The following is a 17538-nucleotide window of genomic DNA, read 5'->3' as shown; positions in this document are numbered from 1 at the left end:
GGCGGGCCCCTCCCGCATTTCGGGGGGCGACTCACCCGTCTCGGACGGGCGACTCGCCTGTCTGAAACGGGCGACTCGCGCGGCTGAAACGGGCGACTCGCGCGGCAGGAACGGGCGACTCACCCGCGGAAAACGGGCGACTCGCGGGGGGTGCGCGAGTCGCCCGGTTTCGACAGGCGAGTCGCCCGGTTTCAACAGGCGAGTCGCCCGGTTTCGACAGGCGAGTCGCCCCTACGGGACGCGGCGGCGGAGCCAGCGGCCGCTGCCTACGAGCACGGCAACGAACAGCAGCAGGTAGACGTCGGGGTACAGCGAGATCAGCCCGGTCTGCGGGAGCGGGCCGACGCCGGGTCCAGGCAGGGCCGTGATCACGGCGACCGTGCCGGCCAGCACACCCGCCCCCAGCAGCCCTGCGCCCCGCGCCCCGGCCGCCGCGCCGTGGCCCAGGAGCACGAGCAGCGGCACGAACCACACCCAGTGGTGCGACCACGCGAACGGTGCCAGCGCGGCGGACGCGAGGCCGCACAGCGTCACCGCGAGAAGCTCCTGCCCGACCCGGTGTGCGCGCACGGCCAGCGCGATCGTGACCAGCCCGAGCACGCCGGCCCCGACGAGCCATCCGGCCTTGGTCTCGCCGATCAGCCGCGCGAGCAGGCCGTTCAGCGAGTGGTTGCTGCTGCCGGCGACGTCGGAGATGCGGTCGGCGGCGGCGAACGTGCCGTCGAGCCAGAACGTGGCGGAGTCGGCGGGGGCGACGAGGAAGCCGAGAGCTGCGGCCGCCGCGAACGTGGCGACGGCCACCGCGGCCGCCCGCAGCCGCCGGGTCACGACCAGGTAGGCGACGAAGACCAGCGGCGTCAGCTTGATCGCCGCCGCGAGCCCGACGCCCACGCCGCGCCATCGGCTCTCCCGCCTGCCGAGCACGTCGCCGACCACGAGCGCGAGGGGGACGATGTTGATCTGGCCGAGGTACAGGGTGGTGCGCACCGGGTCGAGGGCCGTGGCGGCCACGGTGAGCACCGAGGTCAGGACGATCGACGGCGCCACGCCGAGCGCCCGCAGGCAGCGGTGCACGACGTAGCCGAGCAGACCGATGCCCGCCGCCGTCCAGAGCGCCTTGAGCAGGCCGAGTGGCAACAGCGCGAGCGGCGCGAACAGGACCGCGGCGAACGGCGGGTAGACGAACGGCAGGTCGGCCACCACGCCCGCGGCGTACAGCGGTGCGCCCCCCAGCACGCGCTCGCCGCCCGCCCGGTACACCTCCAGATCGATCAGCAGCAGGTGCGCGTCCGGCCAGAGCGCGACCACGACGACCTGCGCGAGGACGATCGCGGCCGCGACCGGCATCCCCACGCTCAGCACCGCGCGCCGACCCACAGCGGGACGCGCGACGTCCGTTCCGGTCATCGACCCTCCGCTCACCGTTCCAGGCAGCCCGGACGAGGCTAGCGACGTGCGGATGCCCGCCTTGATCCGCGCGGCGGCCCGGGACACGATGATCGTCGGCAGGCCGGTGTGAATCGGACGAGGGAGCGGAGGAACCGATGAAGGTCGACGCGATGCTGCGGGGCACCGGGCTGGCGGAGCTCGCCGCCAAGGCGCGGGCGCAGGAGGCGGCCGGGTACGCCGGGCTGTGGAGCTTCGAGGGTCCGCACGACCCGTTCCTGCCGCTGATGCCGGTGGCCGAGCACACCGAGCGACTCGACGTCGGCACCGCGATCGCCGTCGCGTTCGCCCGCAACCCGATGAGCACCGCCTACGTGGCGCACGACCTGCAGGTGCATGCGCAGGGTCGGTTCCTGCTCGGGCTGGGCAGCCAGGTGCGGCCGCACATCGAGCGGCGCTTCGCGATGCCCTGGAGCCATCCGGCGCCGCGGATGCGGGAGTACGTGCAGGCGCTACGGGCGATCTGGGCGGCGTGGAACGACGGCGAGCCGCTGCGCTTCCGGGGCGACTTCTACTCCCACACCCTCATGGCCCCGTTCTTCACGCCCGCGCCGAGCCCGTGGGGCCCGCCGAAGGTCTATCTCGCCGCGGTCGGCGAGCACATGACGCGCGTGGCGGGCGAGGTCTGCGACGGGGTGCTGCCGCACGCGTTCACCACGCGGCGCTACCTCGACGAGCGGACGCTGCCGATCCTCACCGCGGCGCTCGAGACGTCCGCCGCTCGCTCCCCGACTTCTCGGTCAGCTTCTCCGGCTTCGTCGTGTCCGGCGCCACCGAGGAGGAGATGGCGGCCGCGGCGCGCGGGGTCCGCGAGCAGATCGCGTTCTACGGCAGCACCCCGGCCTACCGCCCCGTGCTCGAGCTGCACGGGTGGGGTGAGCTGGGCGTCGAGCTCAACCGGCTCTCCCGCGGCAGCGACCCCGAGCGGTGGCAGCGGATGGGCGAGCTCGTCGACGACGAGGTGCTGCACGCCTTCGCCGTGGTCGCGGAGCCCGACCGGCTGGGCGCTGCGGTGCTGGAGCGCTGGGGCGACGCGGTCGACCGGTTCACGTTCTATGCGCCGTACGCGCACGGCGACGCGCTCTTCGCGCCGGCCATCGAGACGCTCCGGGCCGGCTGAGCTGAGCGGGTCAGGCGGGGTCGGGCACCGGAACGGCCACCACCTGCAGGTCCTCGATCCCGGTGAAGTCGGCGGGGTTGCAGGTGTGGACGGGGATGTCGTTCGCGATCGCCACCGCGGCGATCAGCGCGTCGTACGCGCGGGCCTGCGGCGTGCGGCCGGCCTGCCGCAGCGCCGACGCGACCCGTCCGAAGGCACGTGCGGCCGAGGCGTCGAAGGGGAGCGGTTCGAAGTCGGACTCCGCCTGCTGCAGCACGGTCTGCCGGGAGGCCCGCTCCGCCTCGGTGGTCGCCACCAGGGGCCCGACCGACAGTTCCGCCAGCGTGATCGTCGAGATCAGCGGCTCCTCGGGGAGGTGCCGCTCGGTGCGCAGCCGCGGGAGGGCGATGACGCCGCTGGTGTCGAGTAGACCTCGGCGAACCGGGCCGCTCACAGGGTGGGGTCCAGAACCGCGTCGATGTCCGCGCGGAAGGCGCCCGGGTCAATCGCCGGCACGGTCCGCCAGCGGGCCAGCAGGGAGGCTGCACTCAGCCGTGGCCGCGGCAGCGGCCGCAGCTCGCCCACCGGAGTGCCCGCACGAGTGACGAGGATCGTTTCGCCCTGCTCGACGCGGTGCAGGACGTCGCCTCCGTGGTTGCGCAGGTCGCGAATGCTCACCTCGGCCATCTCGCGACTGTATCACTGGTGATACACGTCGATCGTTCGGCAACGACACCGTCACGACCAGCGCGAACCCCTGTCCAACCCCGGTACGGAGGGGGACCATCCGCAGCATCACGATCCCGCGGAGGACACCATGCTCGCGATCGTCGCCGCCGTCCTGTTCGGCCTGGCCCTCATCTTCCAGCTCGCCGGCTTCACCCTCGCGCCGCTCGACAGCCAGCTGCTCGTCGTGGCCGGGCTCCTCTGCCTCGCGCTGCACCTCGCCGGCGTGGGGGCCCGAACGTCCGGCTGGCGCCGCGCCCGCCACTGATCGCGTGCGCCCGGGGCGAACCCGTTTGCCCCGGCGGGGTGGGGCGGGCACGCTGCCGGGGTGGGGGCTCGGGGGGCGTCACTCGGGGGCGGGTTCGCGCGGTTGTGGACGGCGAGCGCCGTCTCCAACATCGGCGACGGCGTCGCGCTCGCGGCCGGGCCGCTGCTGCTCGCCTCGCTGACGGCCGACCCCGCACTGGTCGCGGGCGCGATGTTCGTCCAGCAGCTGCCGTGGCTGCTGTTCGCGCTGCCGGCGGGCGTCTACGTGGACCGGCTGGACCGGCGCAGGCTCGTGGTGCTGGTCAACCTGGTGCGCGGTCTCGTCATCGGCGGGCTCGCGGTCGCGATCGCGACGGACGTGGTGACGGTCGCGCTCGTGTACACCGCGCTGTTCGTCATCGGCTCGATGGAGACGCTGGCCGACAACGCGAGCACCGCCCTGATCCCGGCCGTCGTCGCCCCCGAGCAGCTGCCGCGGGCCAACGCCCGCATGATGGGCGTGCACATCGTCGGCAACCAGCTGCTGGCGCCGCCACTCGGGGCCGCGCTGTTCGTCGTCGCGGCCGTGCCGTTCACGCTCAACGCCGCCACGTTCGTCCTCGCCGCCCTGCTGGTCGCCACCCTCCGCGTCGCGCCACGCCCGGAGCCGACGGGACCGCGCAATCCATTGCGCCGCGACATCGCCACCGGCATCCGGGCGCTGATGGGCCATCCGGTCCTGCGGATGCTGGCCGTCTGCCTGTGCCTGATGAACGTCACGCTCGCCGGCGCGTTCGCGATCCTCGTGCTCTACGCGCGGGAACGCCTCGGCCTCGACGAGGTCGGCTTCGGCGTCCTGCTCGCCGCGAGCGCCGTGGGCGGTCTCGCCGGGTCGGCCGTGGCCGCCCGGCTCCAGGACCGCTTCGGTGCCTCGCTGCTGCTGCGGGTGGGCCTGGTGATCGAGACGTGCACGCACCTGTCCCTCGCGCTGACGACGCTGCCGTGGGTCGCCGTCGCCACCCTGGTGGTCTTCGGCGCGCACGCCGCCGTCTGGGGTGTGATCACGCTGTCGTGGCGCCAGCGCGTGGTTCCCGACGCGCTGCGCGGGCGCGTCAACAGCGGCTATTTCCTGTTCGCGATCGGCGGCTCGGCACTCGGCGCGCTCAGCGGCGGTCTGCTGGCCCGCGGGCTGGGCATCACCGCGCCGTTCTGGATCGCCTTCGCCGGGATGGCCGCGCTCACGGCCGTGGCGTGGCGGTGGTTCACCCCGGCCCGGCTCGACGACCCGGACCCGGCGCCGCTGACCGTGTGATCACGCCCGCCAGGTGTGCTGCGGCTCGTACCCGAGCACGCGGCGGGCCTTGTCGATCGACAGCAGCGTCTCGTGCTCGCCGAGCTCACGGGTGACCGGCACCCCCGGGTACACCTCGGCCGCGAGCTCGGCACTCGACCGCGACATCACCGTGTCCGCGTTCGCGATCACGAACACCTCCACCCCGGTGCCGTCGTGCTCCAGCGCGCGCCGCACCGCCTGGGCGCCGTCGCGGCCGTCGATGTAGCCCCAGAGGTTCCAGCGCCGCAGCTGCGGGTCGGCGTCGAACGCCGGGAACGCCGCGTAGTCCTCGGGGTCCATGACGTTGGAGAACCGCAGCCCGATCATCTTCAGGTCCGGGGCCCAGCGGCAGAAGTGCCGGGCCATCTCCTCCTCCAGGCTCTTGACCAGCGAGTACGTGCTCTCGGGGCGCACCGGGTACGCCTCGTCCACCGGGATGTAGGGCGGCGGCGCGTCGAACGGCAGGCCCAGCACGGTCTCGCTCGACGCCCAGACGACGTTGCGGACCCCGGCGGTGCGGGCGGCGGCGAAGACGTTGTGGGTTGCGGTGATGTTGTTCGCGAAGGTGGCCGCGTTCGTTGTGAGCCCGGGCGCCGGGATCGCGGCGAGGTGGACGACGGCGTCCACGCCGTCGTGCCGGTCGTCGACGGCGGTGAGCGCCTCGAGGACCTGCCCGTGGTCGGTCAGATCCACCCGCACCGCCGCAGCGGCCGGCGAGCCCGGATCGAGCACGCGGTCGAGCGCGACCACCCGGTAGCCGTGCGCCTGCAGGTCGCGCACCACGTGGCGGCCGAGCTTGCCGCTGCTCCCGGTCACGGCGACGGTCGTCATGCTTCTCCTCCGGTGTCGTTCGATCGGGTGCCCACCCGGATGGGGAGGTCGGGAAGCCGAGGACGGGCGGACGGGGCTATCCTGCCAATATGCAGACCCTCCTCGCTCCCGGCGCGGTAGTAGACCCGCGCGTCGGCTGAGCCAGGCTGCCGACGCGCCTCTCCGCTACCCGCGAGGCCTGGCTCGAGTCCCCATCGCCGTGGCACTCCCCGGAGCCGATCATGTCAATTCTCGACCACTCCCCCCGTACCACCTGGACCCCCCGCCTGCAGCGCCGGCACGAGATCGTCACCACCGGCGGCATGGACGGCGTGCTGCACGTCGGTGCAGCGCTGCAGGCCTGCGGGTTCCCGGTCCGCGACTTCACCGTCGACGTCCGCGACGGCGTCCCGTACAGCTCGGTCACCTGCACGGTGTCCCTCACGACCGCCGAGTCGGCCGGGTTCGCGGAGCGAATCGCCGCACTGCCCGCCGTCGTGTCGGTCGCCCCCTGCTGAGCGCTGAGTCCCACGGCCCTCGCCCGGGTGAGGGCCGTGGGGCTCAGCGGGCGGCGGCCCCGTGCGCGACGTCCAGCATCTCGGCCAGCTCGGCCACCTTCACCCGCTCCGCCCCGCGCAGGCCGCCGCGCCGGACCTCCTCGGCGTCCAGGCGCAGCCATGACGACCAGGCGACCGGCCGGACGCCGTGCTCGGCGAGCGCCTCCCGCAGCGCCTCCGGCTCGGGGTGCGGCGGGGCCGGGAGGTCGGGCAGGTCGGCGAGCAGCGACGCGACGGTCTCCGCCGCGTCGCCCTTGTTCGTGCCGATCACCCCGGTGGGGCCGCGCTTGATCCAGCCGGTGACGTACGCACCGGGCACCGGCACACCGTCGCGCACCACGCGCCCGTGATCGTTCGGGACGGTACCGGTGCGCTCGTCGAACGGCAGGCCGGGCACGGGCTCGGCGGAGTACCCGATCGCCCGGACGACCAGGCCGGCGTCGAGCATCTCCTCCACACCGGTCCCGACCACGCGGCCGTCCGCGTCGATCCGGTTGCGCTCCACCACCACGCCGGTGACCCGGCCGCCGTCGCCGAGGATCCGGACCGGGCTGCGCAGGAAGCGCAGGTGCACGCGCCGGGGCTTCCCGGACGGCTGCGCGGCCGCCCACCCGGTCAGTAGCTGCAGGTTCTGCCGCTGCCGCTTGTCGTCGGGCTCCGCCACACCGTCGGCCAGCAGGCCGTCGTCGTGCACGACGACGTCGGCGCCCGCGAGCTCGCCGATCTGGCGCAGCTCGGCCGGGGTGAACCGGACGTGCTGCGGGCCACGGCGGATCAGCACGTGCACGTCGCGGACGGCGCTGCCGCGCAGGGCGTCGAGCACCGGCTCGGGAACGTCGGTGGCGGCCATCTCGTCGGCGCTCCTGGCGAGCACGCGGGCGACGTCGAGCGCCACGTTGCCCGCGCCGACGACCGCCACGCCGGGGTGGTCGAGCGACGGCCGGAGCTCGACGTGATCGGGGTGACCGCAGTACCAGCTGACGAACGCGCCCGAGCCGAGCGAGCCGGCGAGGTCCTCGCCCGGGATGCCGAGGCTCCGGTCGACCGAGCTGCCGGTGGCGTGCACGATCGCGTGAAAGTGCTCGCGGAGCACGTCGAGCGGAACCCCGCCCTCCCCCACCCGGACCCCGCCGAGGAACTCCACCTGCGCCGGGTCGAAGGGCTGCTGCAGCACCCGGATGACCGACTTCATCTTCACGTGGTCGGGCGCCACGCCGTAGCGGACCAGCCCGTACGGGGCCGGCAGCCGGTCGAGCACCTCGACGCTCACCGGGGCTCCGGAGGCGAGCAGCGCCGCTGCCGCGTACAGCCCCGACGGCCCGGCCCCGATCACGGCGACGCGAGGCGGTGGCTGCTCCATGGAATCGTCTCCCGTCGGTCGTGACGCGGCCTGCTCGGCGGTGCGCTGCCCTACCAGCCGGGCAGGAACAGGCAGAACGGATGGCCGGCCGGGTCGATCCAGACCCGGACGCCCTCCTGCGGCTGGAACTCCGCGAGCTGCGCACCCAGCGCGGCCGCGTGCGCTCCGGCCGCCTCGAGATCGTCGACCTGGATGTCCAGGTGCATCATCATCTGCTGGTGGCCCTCGGCCGGTGGCCACGTGGGCCGCACGTGGTCGGGCTCGGTCTGGAACGACAGCCCGGGCCCGCCGTCGGGCCGGCGGATCGTCACCCAGTCCGGATCGTCCTGCGACGCCGGCCAGCCGAGCAGCCGCTCGTAGAACGTGGCGAGCTCACGGGCGCTCGGTGCGCCGAGCACGGTGGCGACCAGCCTCATCGTCGGCGGCTGAGCCACGCGACCTCCTCTGTCGATCACAGTGGGCCGACCCGACGCTGCCCCCGCTCGCGGCCGCTGTCAACTCCGGCGGGCACGCGGACGGCGCCTACTGCCCGGCCAGAGCGCGCCGGCCGGCGAAGGTGCGCCGGTAGTCGGCCGGGGCCACCCCGACGACCTTGCGGAAGTGGTGGCGCAGCAGGGCACCGCCGCCGAAGCCGCTGCGTTCGGCCACCTCGTCGACGCCGAGGTCGGTGTCCTCCAGCAGCCGCTGCGCGCGCAGCACGCGCTGGAGGGTGAGCCAGCGGTGCGGCGTGGTGCCGGTCTCGGCGACGAACCGGCGCGCGAAGCTGCGGTCGGACATCCGCGCCCGCCGCGCGAGGTCGGACACCGTGTGCTCGACCTCGAGGTGCTCGAGCACCCAGTCGAGCACCGGGGCCAGGCCGTCGGCCGAGCACTGCGGGATCGGCTGCTGCACGTACTGCCGCTGACCACCGTCGCGCTGCGGGGGCACCACCATCCGCCGCGCGATCGCGTTGACGACCGCGCTGCCGAGCTCCCGGCGCACGAGGTGCAGGCAGGCGTCGATCCCCGCGGCGGTGCCCGCGCTCGTGATGATGTTGCCGTCGTCGACGTACAGGACGTCCGGGTCGAGCAGGGCGAGCGGGTAGCGTTCCCGCAGCTCGTCGACGTTCATCCAGTGGGCGGTGCAGCGCCTGCCGTCGAGCAGCCCGGCTGCGGCGAGCACGAAGATCCCCGAGCAGACCGAGAGGATCGTGCTGCCGGCGCCGGCGGCCTCCCGGACCGCGTCGAGCACCGGCTCGGGGAATTCGCGCATCTGGGTGGCGGAGACGGCGACGACGTCAACTCCCTGCAGCCCCTCCAGCCCGTACGGCGGCGTGATCCCGACGCCGATCGTGCTCGGCAGCGTCTCCCCCGCCACCGGCCCGCACACCCGGAAGTCGAAGGGTGGCACCCCCTCCTCCGTGCGGTCGAGGCCGAAGACCTCGGAGATCGTGCCGAACTCGAACGGCGTGACCGGCGGCAGCAGCAGCGCGGCGACGGACGACAGCATGCCCGCAGTCTAGTGGCAGGATGTTGCCTCGGAGAGGCGCTTCTGCCACTAGTGGCAGCATCTCGCTGCTCAGATACTTTCTGCCATGACCACCGCCCTTCTCGTCCTGCTCCTCGTGGCCCTCGCCGTCACCCTGTCGATCGTGCGCCCCGTCATCCCGCGGCGAATGCGCTGAGCTGTTCCGCCTCCTCGTCCACCTCCTTCCGCACGACCGACGGCAGGTCGTGGAACGGCTCCCACCGGACCCCGCCGTCGGCGAACCGCCAGGTGCCCGCCACTCGGCCGTCGACGAGGAACGTGGGCACCGACTGCGGCATCGACGGTGCGAAGACCCGCGGCCGGAACTCCTCCGGCAGGATCTGCGCCCGCCGCACGTGGACCAGCATGTTGGCGTCCCACTGGCCCAGGAACCGGACCGGTGCCGGGGTGTCGGCGGGCGGCAGCGGCGCCCCGGGGACGTCCACCAGCTCGCCCCCGGACTCGTCGCGGAACCGCCGCAGTTCCAGTCGCGCCAGCACCTCGCGCGTGGTGGTGATGTTCCAGCCGCAGAACGACGCGATGTCCTTGGCCGACGCCGGCCCGAACCCGGCGAGGTACCGGGTGACGAGCGCGTCGCGGCCCTCCGCCTCCGACGGCGGCGGCTGCGGCGCCGGGACCGTGCGCTCCGCCAGGCCGTAGACGTGGGCGCGCGGCGTGTGCCAGGTGCCCGCGGGCGGCACCCGCACCAGGTCGACCCACAGCTGGACGCCGGGCCACACCTCCTTCGGGAAGCCGTCGCCCGCGAGCCGCCGCTGGAGCTCGGCCTGCTTGAGCGGCCCGTCGGCCAGGTACCCCCGGACCGAGTCGGCGACGGCACGCATGTCGAGCCCCGTGCCCGGCTTCCACGTGCGGACCCACCAGTCCCGCCGGACCGCGCGCACCGCCTCCGTGAACGGGGCGTAGTCGCGCGCGGAGACCATGTGGATGGTGGAGCGCATGACCCAGCCCTGCACGATCCGGCCGACGTGCAGGGCGTCGGTGAGCTGCTCCCGGCCGAAGTCGGCCAACCGCGACCACAGCCCCACGTACCCCGACGGCGCGTGCTGCGTCTGCAGGCCCGCCACCTGCTCCACCGCCTGCTCCGGCGCGAGCGTGGAGCGCTCCAGCAGGAGCTGACGGGCGAGCACGGCCCGGTTGAGCTCGTGGGTGGACAGCACGCGGTGGGTCATGCCGGCAGTCTGCCCGGCACCCCCGACAGTTCCGGGCGGCGTCCGCGCCGGCATGACATTCGTCAGGCCGAAGCCCTGATCCCGCCCACTGCCCCGCGGCGTCCGCAGCCGAGATCGTCGACGCCATGAGCGAGGTACTGCAGATCGACGGTGTGCACCACCGCTACGGCGCATCGGCGGCCCTCGCCGGGGTGGGCGTCACGGTCCGGGCGGGCGAGTGCGTGGCGCTGCTCGGCCCCAACGGTGCGGGGAAGACGACCCTCGTGGGGCTGGCCACCGGGCTGCTCACGGTGCAGACCGGCCGGGTCGCCGTGTGCGGGGGCGACCCGCGGCGCGCCGCTACCCGCCGGCACCTGGGCGTCGTCCAGCAGAAAATGGGCTTTCCCACCATGCTGACCGTCGCCGAGCTGGTCCGCGGCGCGGCGGTGCGGGCGGGCCGCTCGGCGGGCGCGGCCGGGCCCGTCCTCACCGAGGTCGAGATCACCGATCTCGCCCGGCGGCGGGCCGGCAAGCTCTCCGGCGGGCAGCAGCAGCGGGTGGCGCTCGCGATGGCGCTGGTCGGCGACCCGGACCTGCTGCTGCTGGACGAGCCCACCGTCGGGCTCGACATCACCTCGCGGCGGACGTTCTGGCAGACGATCGCCGCCCGGCGCGACGCCGGCGCGGGCGTCCTGCTGACCACGCACATCGTGGAGGAGGCCGCCGCGGTGGCCGACCACGTCGCGGTGCTGCACCGCGGTCGCGTCGTCACCGCCGACACCCCGGCCGGGCTCACCGCGCTGCTGCCCGACCGCACGATCACCGCGCGCACGGTCCTCGGCGACGGCGTGCTGCAGGCGCTGCCCGGCGTCCGGTCGGTGCGCCGCGACGGCGACCGCGTCCGGGTGGCGACCGCCGAGCCCGAGCACGTGCTCCGGCAGTGGCTGGGCCTCGACGACGGGCTCGCCGACCTGCGTGTCGAGGGGGCCGGGCTGGAGCGCGCGCTGTTCGCGCTCACCGGCGAGGGCACCGAGGACCGCGACATCGAGCCGACGGAGGTGCCGGCATGAGCACGGTGACAGGACGCGAGGCGCTCAACCTGCGGGTGCTGCGCGTGGAGGTGGCCGAGGGCCTGCGGGCGATCGTCCGGGAACCCGTCGCGCTGTTCTTCTCGGTGCTCATGCCGGTGGCGATGTTCGCGATGTTCGCCTCGCTGTTCGGCGCCGGGACCGCCCCGGAGGGGATCCCGTGGGCCGCCCGGATGCTCGCCACCTACGGCACGTTCGGCGTGGTGTCGGTGATGCTGATCAGTCCCGGCATGGCCGTGGCCGACGACCGGACCCGCGGCTGGCTGCGCGTGAAGAAGGTGTCGGCCGCACCGATCGGCACCACGATCGCCGCGAAGGTGATCGCCGCCCTGCCCTACGCGCTCGCGTCGCTGCTCGCGATCAGCGCCGTGTCGGTCGCGCTGGCCGGCCCGGTGGTGGAGCCGGGCGCCTGGCTGCGGCTCGTCGGGGTGCTGCTCGTCGGCAGCCTGCCGTTCGCGCTGCTCGGGCTGGCGATCGGGTTCGTGACGTCGTCGAACGCGGCCGCGGCCGTGCTCAACGCGGTGTTCTTCCCCATGGTGATCGCGTCGGGGCTGTGGTTCCCGCTGGACATGCTGCCCGGGTTCGTGCAGGCGGTGGCACCGTTCCTGCCGACCTACCACCTGAGCCGGCTCGCGCTCGCCCAGCTGACCGGGGCGCCGGCGCTCGGCCACCTGCTCGCGCTGCTGATCATGACGGCGGTCGGCGGCGGCCTCGCGGCCTGGGCCTACCGTAACCTCCGGGTGTGACCCGGGCCGACCACGCCGCGCGCCCCACCCGCCGGCGGGGCGCCGCGATGCTGCGCGACCGCTGGTCACTGGTGCGGCAGCAGTGGCACCTCTCCTCGCTCTGGACCGCGATCTGGCTCTCGGCGCTGATCTACGTGCCGTTGCTGGACCCGACGAGCGGGCCGCTGCAGTACGTCGTCGGGGTCGCGGTCATCGCCGTCTTCGTGCCGTTCTCCCTGCTCGTGGAGGCCGAGGGCGGGGTGCTGGCCCGGCGGGCGCCCGCGATCACCACGGTGCTCGCGGTGCTCGCCACACCGCTGAACGCGGGCGCGAACATCCTGCTCGTGTACGCCGCCGGGCTGGCGGGCTCCGCGCTGTCGCGCCGTGCGGTGCTGCGCTGGCAGGCGGGCCTCACGCTGCTGCTGCTCGGGATGGCGCTGGTCTCCCACATCGAGATGCCCTGGCGGCTGTTCACGTTCGGGCCGTCCCTGGTGCTGATCTGGATCATCGGGTTCATCGCGCACGAGCAGGCCGCGCACGCCCGCGCCACCCGGTTCCGCAACGCCCAGGTCGAGCACCTCGCCACATTGAGCGATCGCGAGCGGATCGCCCGCGACCTGCACGACCTGCTGGGGCAGACCCTCACCGGCATCGTCGTGCGCTCCCAGCTCGCCCAGCGCCTCGCGCGCAGCGACGCCGAGGCCGGGATCGCCGAGATGGCGCAGGTGGAGCGGGCGGCACGGGCAGCGCTGGCCGAGGTGCGCGAGACCGTGTCCGGCTGGCGGCAGGTGGACATCGACGACGAGCTCGGCGTCGCCGGGGACGCACTCGCCGCGGCGGGCGTCGAGCTGTCGGTGGCCCGCGAGCCCGAGCTGGTGTTCACCCCGTCGGCCGAGACTGCACTGGGGCTCGCGCTGCGCGAGGCCGTCACGAACGTGGTGCGCCACGCCCACGCGTCCCGCTGCACCGTGGCACTGCGGCAGGTGGACGGGCGCGTCGTCCTCGAGGTCGCCGACGACGGGGTGGGCGGCGACGCGCCGGAGGGCAACGGGATGATCGGGATGCGCGAGCGGATCGCCGCGATCGGCGGCGAGGTGCAGCGGCGGACGCGGGAGGGCAGGGCGGTGACAGTGGTCGTGCCCTCGGCGGTGGCCACGTGAGCAGCCCGATCCGCGTGGTGCTGGCCGAGGACCAGGCGATGGTGCTCGGCGCGTTCGCCCAGCTCCTGGGGCTCGAACCCGACCTCGACGTCGTCGCGACCGCCACCGACGGCGCCGCCGCGCTCGCCGCGGTGCTCGCGCACGACCCGGACGTGCTCGTCACCGACATCGAGATGCCCGGGCTCACCGGCCTCGACGTCGCCGCCGAGCTGCGCAGGCGCGGCGCCCGCACCCGGATGATGATCGTCACGACGTTCGCGCGTTCGGGCTACCTGCGCCGGGCGATGGACAGCGGCGTGGCGGGCTACGTGCTCAAGGACGCCCCAATCGACCAGCGCATGGACACGGTGCGGCGGGTGCACGCCGGCGAGCGCGTGGTGGACCCGGCGCTGGCCGTGGCGGCGTGGGACGGCGCCGACCCGATGACCGACCGCGAACGCGACGTGCTGCGCCTGGCCGCCGACGGGTTGCCCAACGGGGACATGGCCACGCGGCTGCACCTGGCCGAGGGCACGGTCCGCAACTACCTGTCCACCGCGATCACCAAGCTCGGCGTGCGCAACCCGATCGAGGCCGCCCGCGTCGCCCGCGACCGCGGCTGGCTGTAGTCACGACGCGGCCGGCACGTCGTCGGCGGCGCCGGTGAAGCGGCGCAGCTCCCCGACGGCGGCGGCACCTGCGGCCGTCAGCAGGAGCAGCCCACCGATGACGAGGAGCGCACCCGAGCCGCCCAGCAGCGCGGCCAGCCCGCCGCCGAGCACCGGGCCGAGGGGGGCGAGCCCGCGCGAGACGATAGTCAGGATCGCGTCCATCCGGCCGAGCATCCCCTCGGGCACCATCCGGGCGATCACCACGTCCATCACGACGTTGAGCGCGGGCGCCGAGAGCGTGAAGAGCGCCAGCGGGACCATGGGCCACCACGGGCCGAGCGGGATCGTCATCGCCGCGAACGCCGCGCCGAGCAGCGTGACGACGGTGATCAGCAGCTTCCCCGGCGGGAGCAGCGCGCCCGTGCGGTGGGACAGGAGCGCCCCGATCAGCCCGCCGATCCCGGCGCCGGCGAGCACCGTGCCGGTGGTGACCGCGTCGCCGCCCCGGTCAGCGACCAGCACGATCAGGGGGATCAGGAACGCCCCGCCCAGCAGGTTGAGGACCATCACCGCGGCGCAGACCTCGCGGAGCCCCCGCTGGTGCCACAGCCAGGCGATCGCCTCACCCGCGTCGCGGCGCATGCTCCGCTTCGCCTGCGCCCGCTCCTCACCCGCCGGCCGCCGCGGCACCTTCGCGCCGATCGAGCAGAGCAGGGCGACGAGGAACGTGACCGTGTCGGCGACGAAGGGCACCGCGCGGCCGAGCCCGTAGAGCAGGCCGCCGAGCGGCGGCCCGACCAGCCGGGCGGCGTGCGCGCGGGACTCCTCCTGCATGTAGGCCAGCGGCAGCTGCGCCACGGGGACGACCGCGCGGATCGACGTCGTCCTGGCCGGTTCGGCGAACGCCACGCAGAGCCCGTCGACCACGGCCAGGACGACGACCTGCCAGACCCGCACCTGACCGGTGAGGATCAGGGCCGCGAGCACCGCCGAGTTGACCGTGCGGACCGCCTGGCCGGTGATCAGGGTGCGGCGGCGGTCCCAGCGGTCCACCCACACGCCTGCGGGCATCTGGACGAGGACGGCTGCCGCCACGCCCGCGCCCGTGACGATCCCCGCCCAGCCCGGCGAGCCGGTCAGCGCCAGCACCAGCAGCGGCAGCGCCAGCCGGGTGAGCTCCGAGCCGAGCTGGGAGACGACGCTGCCGGCCCAGAGCAGCTGGAATTGCGTGTTCCTGCGCAGCGGCACGAGGTCGGTCACGAGCGAGCCCCCTTGGTCCCTGAGGGAGCCTAGTGACCGCCGTTGGCCCCAGAAAATGGAGCGACTGCTCTGGTAGTTTGTGGAGTACCTGCTCAGGTTGTTCGGCATGTGGAGGTCCCGATGCCCTGGCTGTTCCTCGTCGCCGCGATCCTGAGCGAGGTCGCCGCGACCACCGCGCTCAAGCTGTCGGAGGGATTCACGCGGCTCGTCCCGTCGATCGTCGTGGTCGTCGGGTACGTCACCGCCTTCGTCCTGCTGTCCCAGGCGCTCACCCGCGGGATGGGGATCAGCGTCGCCTACGGGGTCTGGGCCGCTGTCGGCGTGGCGCTCGTCGCGATCATCGGGGTCGTCTTCCTCGGCGAGAGCCTCACGTGGGTACAGGCGGGCGGCATCGCCCTGGTCATCGCCGGCGTGCTGGCGCTCGAGCTGGGCGCGCGGCATTGAGCGGCGGGCAGATCAGCGCCGGAGAGATCAGCGCCGGGGAGATCGCCGACGGGCGCCGCCGCAAGGGCGAGCGGCGCCGCCGCGAGCTGCTCGCCGCGACGATGCGGGTCATCGAGCGCGACGGGCTGTCCGCGGTGAGCCAGCGGGCGGTGGCGCAGGAGGCGGGCACGCCGCCGAGCGCCGTCACGTACTACTTCCCGACTGTCGACGACCTGCTCGTCGCCGCGCTCACCGCGTGCAACGACGACTACCTGGACCGGCTCGCGGCCTGCGCGGCCGACGCCGATCCGCTCGCCCGGCTCGCCACCCTGATCGCCGAGGGCTCGGGGCCGGGGCGCGCGCACGTCGCCGCGGAGTACGAGCTGTTCCTCATGGCCGGCCGCCGCCCCGACCTGCAGGCGGAGGCGGCCCGGTGGACGGTCGCGGTGGACGCGTTCCTCGCCCCGCACGTCCCCGATCCGGTGGCGCGGACCGGGGTCGTGGCCGCGGTGGACGGGCTGTTCCTGCGTTGCTTCTGCCACCCCGCGCCACCCGACGCCGCGGAGGTGCGCGCCGTCCTCGCGCGGCTCGTCGACGGCGGGCGGGACGCCGGCTGACGCGGATCGCCCGACTCGCGCACACGAATCGCCCGACTCGCGGGGATCCGGCCCGGAACACCGCGAGTCGGGGCCTACGGGTGCGCGAGTCGGGACCCAGCGGCGGCCGGCGCGCGGGTCAAGGGCGGGCGGCGAGGAGGCTGTCGACCAGGTCCGAGGCGTGCCCGGCCGCGACGTCCGTCGTGGTGCGGGCGAGGTTCTCCAGCATCCGGTCCGGGTGGACCACCAGGCCCTCCAGGGAGGTGCGCAGCCGCCCGGCCGCGCCGCCGCCCGCGCGCAGCAGCTCGCCGAGCGTCTGCCACTCGGTGTGCCACGGCCCGGCGGCGCGCTGGTGCTCGTGATCGGCCGCGCCGAGCAGCACCGCCGCCAGGCCCGGCGCGCGACGGGCCGCCGCCCGCGCGGTGATCGCGGCGATGGGGTTGCGCTTGTGCGGCATCGACGACGAGTCGCCGGGGGCGGCCTCGGACACCTCGCCGAGCTCGGTGCCCGCGAGCAGCACGACGTCGGTGGCGGGTTTGGCGCACGCCCCGGCGGCGACGGCGAGCGCACCGGCAAGCTCCCCGATCCGGGTGCGCTCGGTGTGCCACGGCGCCGCGTCGGCGAGCCCCAGCCTGCGGGCGAGCCCCGCCGCGACGGCCGGGCCGTGCGGGTGCGACGCCGCGAGCGTGCCGGCCGCGCCACCGAACTGGACGGGCAGCGCGCCGAGGACGCAGGCCAGCCCGGTGCGGGCCCGGTCCAGGCCCGCGCACCAGCCCGCGGCCACCAGCCCGAACGTCGTGGGCAGGGCCTGCTGGCCGAGCGTCCGGGCGATCATCGCGGTGTCGCGGTGGGCGGCGGCGAGCGCGGCCGCGGCGTCGGCGGCGCCGCGCAGGTCGTCGAGCACGATCTCGCCCGCCCACCCGGTGAGCAGAACCGCCGCGGTGTCCATGACGTCCTGGCTGGTCGCCCCGGGGTGCACCGACCGCCCGGCCTCCCCCGCGGCCTGCCGAAGGATCCGGACCAGCGGGATCACGGGGTTGCCGCCCTCGACGGCGGCCCGGCCGAGCGCGGCGGGGTCGACGTCCAGCTCCGCCGCGACCGCCGCGATCCGCTCCGCGTCGGCCTCCGGGACCAGGCCCTGCTCGGCCGCCGCCGCGCTCAGCGCGACCTCGACGGCCACCAGAGCGGCGACCCAGGATGCGTCGTCGAGCCGGGCGGCCACCCGGTCGGCCCCGAACAGCGGATCGAACAGCGCGCTTCCCATGGCCGGAAACCTACGTGTCGGCCGCGACGAGCCCCACTGGAACCCGCCCCGACTGCAGCAAAGTCCCCCATGGCCTTCGGCCGCCACGAGGTATGAGAATCGGGTCGGGTCCGGCTGAGCTCGGTTGGCATTGGTGCGTCTAGCCCGAAGCAAAGTCTGAGGCCTGGGGGCCTTCCCGGC

General features: G+C 74.5%; 20 protein-coding genes and 1 pseudogene. 11 read left to right on the top strand and 10 right to left on the bottom strand.

Annotated elements, in window-relative coordinates; all coding sequences use genetic code 11:
- Positions 1-231: 231 nt before the first annotated feature.
- Complete coding sequence (locus KME75_RS30675) at positions 232-1407, bottom strand: glycosyltransferase 87 family protein (RefSeq protein ID WP_219418418.1); 1176 nt, start codon at positions 1405-1407, stop codon at positions 232-234.
- 137 nt (positions 1408-1544) lie between these two features.
- Here KME75_RS30675 and KME75_RS43920 point away from each other — a divergent pair.
- Positions 1545-2105 (top strand): annotated as a pseudogene (locus KME75_RS43920) (TIGR03617 family F420-dependent LLM class oxidoreductase); the annotation flags it as partial.
- Between the two features lie 101 nt (positions 2106-2206).
- Complete coding sequence (locus KME75_RS43915; RefSeq protein WP_246633157.1) at positions 2207-2566, top strand: LLM class oxidoreductase; 360 nt, start codon at positions 2207-2209, stop codon at positions 2564-2566.
- A gap of 10 nt (positions 2567-2576) precedes the next feature.
- Here the strand turns inward: KME75_RS43915 and KME75_RS30665 are convergent, their stop codons facing one another.
- Together KME75_RS30665 and KME75_RS30660 are read right to left on the bottom strand one after the other, a co-directional pair.
- On the bottom strand, positions 2577-2999 hold the full coding sequence (locus KME75_RS30665) for a type II toxin-antitoxin system VapC family toxin (protein WP_219418417.1): 423 nt from the start codon (positions 2997-2999) through the stop codon (positions 2577-2579).
- Entirely contained in the window at positions 2996-3232 is a 237-nt protein-coding gene (locus KME75_RS30660; protein ID WP_219418416.1) for a type II toxin-antitoxin system Phd/YefM family antitoxin, read from the bottom strand. The genes KME75_RS30665 and KME75_RS30660 overlap by 4 nt, the downstream gene beginning before the upstream one ends.
- A gap of 130 nt (positions 3233-3362) precedes the next feature.
- Here KME75_RS30660 and KME75_RS30655 point away from each other — a divergent pair, with 130 nt between their 5' ends.
- Both KME75_RS30655 and KME75_RS30650 read left to right on the top strand, forming a co-directional pair.
- Positions 3363-3539 (top strand): hypothetical protein, encoded by a 177-nt coding sequence (locus tag KME75_RS30655; protein WP_219418415.1) that lies wholly within the window; start codon positions 3363-3365, stop codon positions 3537-3539.
- A 60-nt stretch (positions 3540-3599) separates the two neighbouring features.
- On the top strand, positions 3600-4829 hold the full coding sequence (locus tag KME75_RS30650; protein WP_219418414.1) for an MFS transporter: 1230 nt from the start codon (positions 3600-3602) through the stop codon (positions 4827-4829).
- Here KME75_RS30650 and KME75_RS30645 read toward each other — a convergent pair whose 3' ends face one another.
- The gene (locus KME75_RS30645; protein WP_219418413.1) at positions 4830-5681 is read right to left on the bottom strand and encodes an NAD-dependent epimerase/dehydratase family protein; all 852 of its coding nucleotides are present in this window, start codon (positions 5679-5681) and stop codon (positions 4830-4832) included.
- Between the two features lie 221 nt (positions 5682-5902).
- Here KME75_RS30645 and KME75_RS30640 point away from each other — a divergent pair, with 221 nt between their 5' ends.
- A complete protein-coding gene (locus KME75_RS30640) occupies positions 5903-6178 on the top strand; it encodes a hypothetical protein (RefSeq protein WP_219418412.1) in 276 nt (91 codons plus the stop codon).
- Between the two features lie 43 nt (positions 6179-6221).
- Here KME75_RS30640 and KME75_RS30635 read toward each other — a convergent pair whose 3' ends face one another.
- From KME75_RS30635 to KME75_RS30620, 4 genes are all read right to left on the bottom strand, one after another.
- Entirely contained in the window at positions 6222-7577 is a 1356-nt protein-coding gene (locus KME75_RS30635; protein WP_219418411.1) for an FAD-dependent oxidoreductase, read from the bottom strand.
- A 50-nt stretch (positions 7578-7627) separates the two neighbouring features.
- Positions 7628-7993 carry a VOC family protein gene (locus KME75_RS30630; RefSeq protein WP_219418420.1) on the bottom strand — a complete coding sequence of 122 codons (366 nt, stop codon included), beginning with the start codon at positions 7991-7993 and terminating at the stop codon, positions 7628-7630.
- Between the two features lie 106 nt (positions 7994-8099).
- Positions 8100-9065, bottom strand: a complete 966-nt coding sequence (locus KME75_RS30625; protein WP_219418410.1) for a GlxA family transcriptional regulator — start codon at positions 9063-9065, stop codon at positions 8100-8102.
- Positions 9066-9217: 152 nt separating this feature from the next.
- Positions 9218-10273 (bottom strand): winged helix DNA-binding domain-containing protein, encoded by a 1056-nt coding sequence (locus tag KME75_RS30620; RefSeq protein WP_246633156.1) that lies wholly within the window; start codon positions 10271-10273, stop codon positions 9218-9220.
- Positions 10274-10398: 125 nt separating this feature from the next.
- Between KME75_RS30620 and KME75_RS30615 the strand changes: the two genes are divergently transcribed.
- Genes KME75_RS30615 through KME75_RS30600 form a run of 4 tightly spaced genes read left to right on the top strand, consistent with a single transcriptional unit; the run spans position 10399 to position 13833 of the window.
- Positions 10399-11322, top strand: coding sequence for an ABC transporter ATP-binding protein (locus KME75_RS30615; RefSeq protein ID WP_219418409.1), 924 nt, complete (start codon positions 10399-10401; stop codon positions 11320-11322).
- Complete coding sequence (locus KME75_RS30610; protein WP_219418408.1) at positions 11319-12086, top strand: ABC transporter permease; 768 nt, start codon at positions 11319-11321, stop codon at positions 12084-12086. Before KME75_RS30615 ends, KME75_RS30610 begins: the two co-directional genes overlap by 4 nt.
- Positions 12083-13225 (top strand): sensor histidine kinase, encoded by a 1143-nt coding sequence (locus tag KME75_RS46220; protein WP_219418407.1) that lies wholly within the window; start codon positions 12083-12085, stop codon positions 13223-13225. Before KME75_RS30610 ends, KME75_RS46220 begins: the two co-directional genes overlap by 4 nt.
- Entirely contained in the window at positions 13222-13833 is a 612-nt protein-coding gene (locus KME75_RS30600; protein ID WP_219418406.1) for a response regulator transcription factor, read from the top strand. The genes KME75_RS46220 and KME75_RS30600 overlap by 4 nt, the downstream gene beginning before the upstream one ends.
- Here KME75_RS30600 and KME75_RS30595 read toward each other — a convergent pair whose 3' ends face one another.
- Positions 13834-15075: an MFS transporter gene (locus tag KME75_RS30595; protein ID WP_219418405.1), complete on the bottom strand. Its 1242-nt coding sequence runs from the start codon at positions 15073-15075 to the stop codon at positions 13834-13836.
- 120 nt (positions 15076-15195) lie between these two features.
- On the opposite strand from KME75_RS30595, the gene KME75_RS30590 reads away from it, so the two are divergent.
- Positions 15196-15519: a DMT family transporter gene (locus tag KME75_RS30590; RefSeq protein WP_219418403.1), complete on the top strand. Its 324-nt coding sequence runs from the start codon at positions 15196-15198 to the stop codon at positions 15517-15519.
- Positions 15516-16115, top strand: a complete 600-nt coding sequence (locus KME75_RS30585; RefSeq protein WP_219418401.1) for a TetR/AcrR family transcriptional regulator — start codon at positions 15516-15518, stop codon at positions 16113-16115. The genes KME75_RS30590 and KME75_RS30585 overlap by 4 nt, the downstream gene beginning before the upstream one ends.
- Positions 16116-16233: 118 nt before the next feature.
- On the opposite strand, the gene KME75_RS30580 is transcribed toward KME75_RS30585, so the two are convergent.
- Positions 16234-17358, bottom strand: a complete 1125-nt coding sequence (locus KME75_RS30580) for a lyase family protein (protein WP_219418399.1) — start codon at positions 17356-17358, stop codon at positions 16234-16236.
- Positions 17359-17538 lie beyond the last annotated feature (180 nt).

Source organism: Pseudonocardia nigra, from assembly GCF_019396355.1.
Classification (GTDB): domain Bacteria; phylum Actinomycetota; class Actinomycetes; order Mycobacteriales; family Pseudonocardiaceae; genus Pseudonocardia; species Pseudonocardia nigra.
This window is presented reverse-complemented; position numbering and strand designations above follow the sequence as displayed.

Bases quoted from the DNA above. Each gene is read 5' to 3' on its own strand.
- KME75_RS30645 (WP_219418413.1), bottom strand. From the start codon at position 5,681: ATGACGACCGTCGCCGTGACCGGGAGCAGCGGCAAGCTCGGCCGCCAC.
- KME75_RS30620 (WP_246633156.1), bottom strand. From the start codon at position 10,273: ATGACCCACCGCGTGCTGTCCACCCACGAGCTCAACCGGGCCGTGCTC.
- KME75_RS30615 (WP_219418409.1), top strand. From the start codon at position 10,399: ATGAGCGAGGTACTGCAGATCGACGGTGTGCACCACCGCTACGGCGCA.
- KME75_RS30580 (WP_219418399.1), bottom strand. From the start codon at position 17,358: ATGGGAAGCGCGCTGTTCGATCCGCTGTTCGGGGCCGACCGGGTGGCC.
- KME75_RS30590 (WP_219418403.1), top strand. From the start codon at position 15,196: ATGCCCTGGCTGTTCCTCGTCGCCGCGATCCTGAGCGAGGTCGCCGCG.
- KME75_RS30635 (WP_219418411.1), bottom strand. From the start codon at position 7,577: ATGGAGCAGCCACCGCCTCGCGTCGCCGTGATCGGGGCCGGGCCGTCG.
- KME75_RS30630 (WP_219418420.1), bottom strand. From the start codon at position 7,993: ATGAGGCTGGTCGCCACCGTGCTCGGCGCACCGAGCGCCCGTGAGCTC.
- KME75_RS30640 (WP_219418412.1), top strand. From the start codon at position 5,903: ATGTCAATTCTCGACCACTCCCCCCGTACCACCTGGACCCCCCGCCTG.
- KME75_RS30625 (WP_219418410.1), bottom strand. From the start codon at position 9,065: ATGCTGTCGTCCGTCGCCGCGCTGCTGCTGCCGCCGGTCACGCCGTTC.
- KME75_RS30655 (WP_219418415.1), top strand. From the start codon at position 3,363: ATGCTCGCGATCGTCGCCGCCGTCCTGTTCGGCCTGGCCCTCATCTTC.
- KME75_RS30610 (WP_219418408.1), top strand. From the start codon at position 11,319: ATGAGCACGGTGACAGGACGCGAGGCGCTCAACCTGCGGGTGCTGCGC.
- KME75_RS30660 (WP_219418416.1), bottom strand. From the start codon at position 3,232: ATGGCCGAGGTGAGCATTCGCGACCTGCGCAACCACGGAGGCGACGTC.
- KME75_RS30675 (WP_219418418.1), bottom strand. From the start codon at position 1,407: ATGACCGGAACGGACGTCGCGCGTCCCGCTGTGGGTCGGCGCGCGGTG.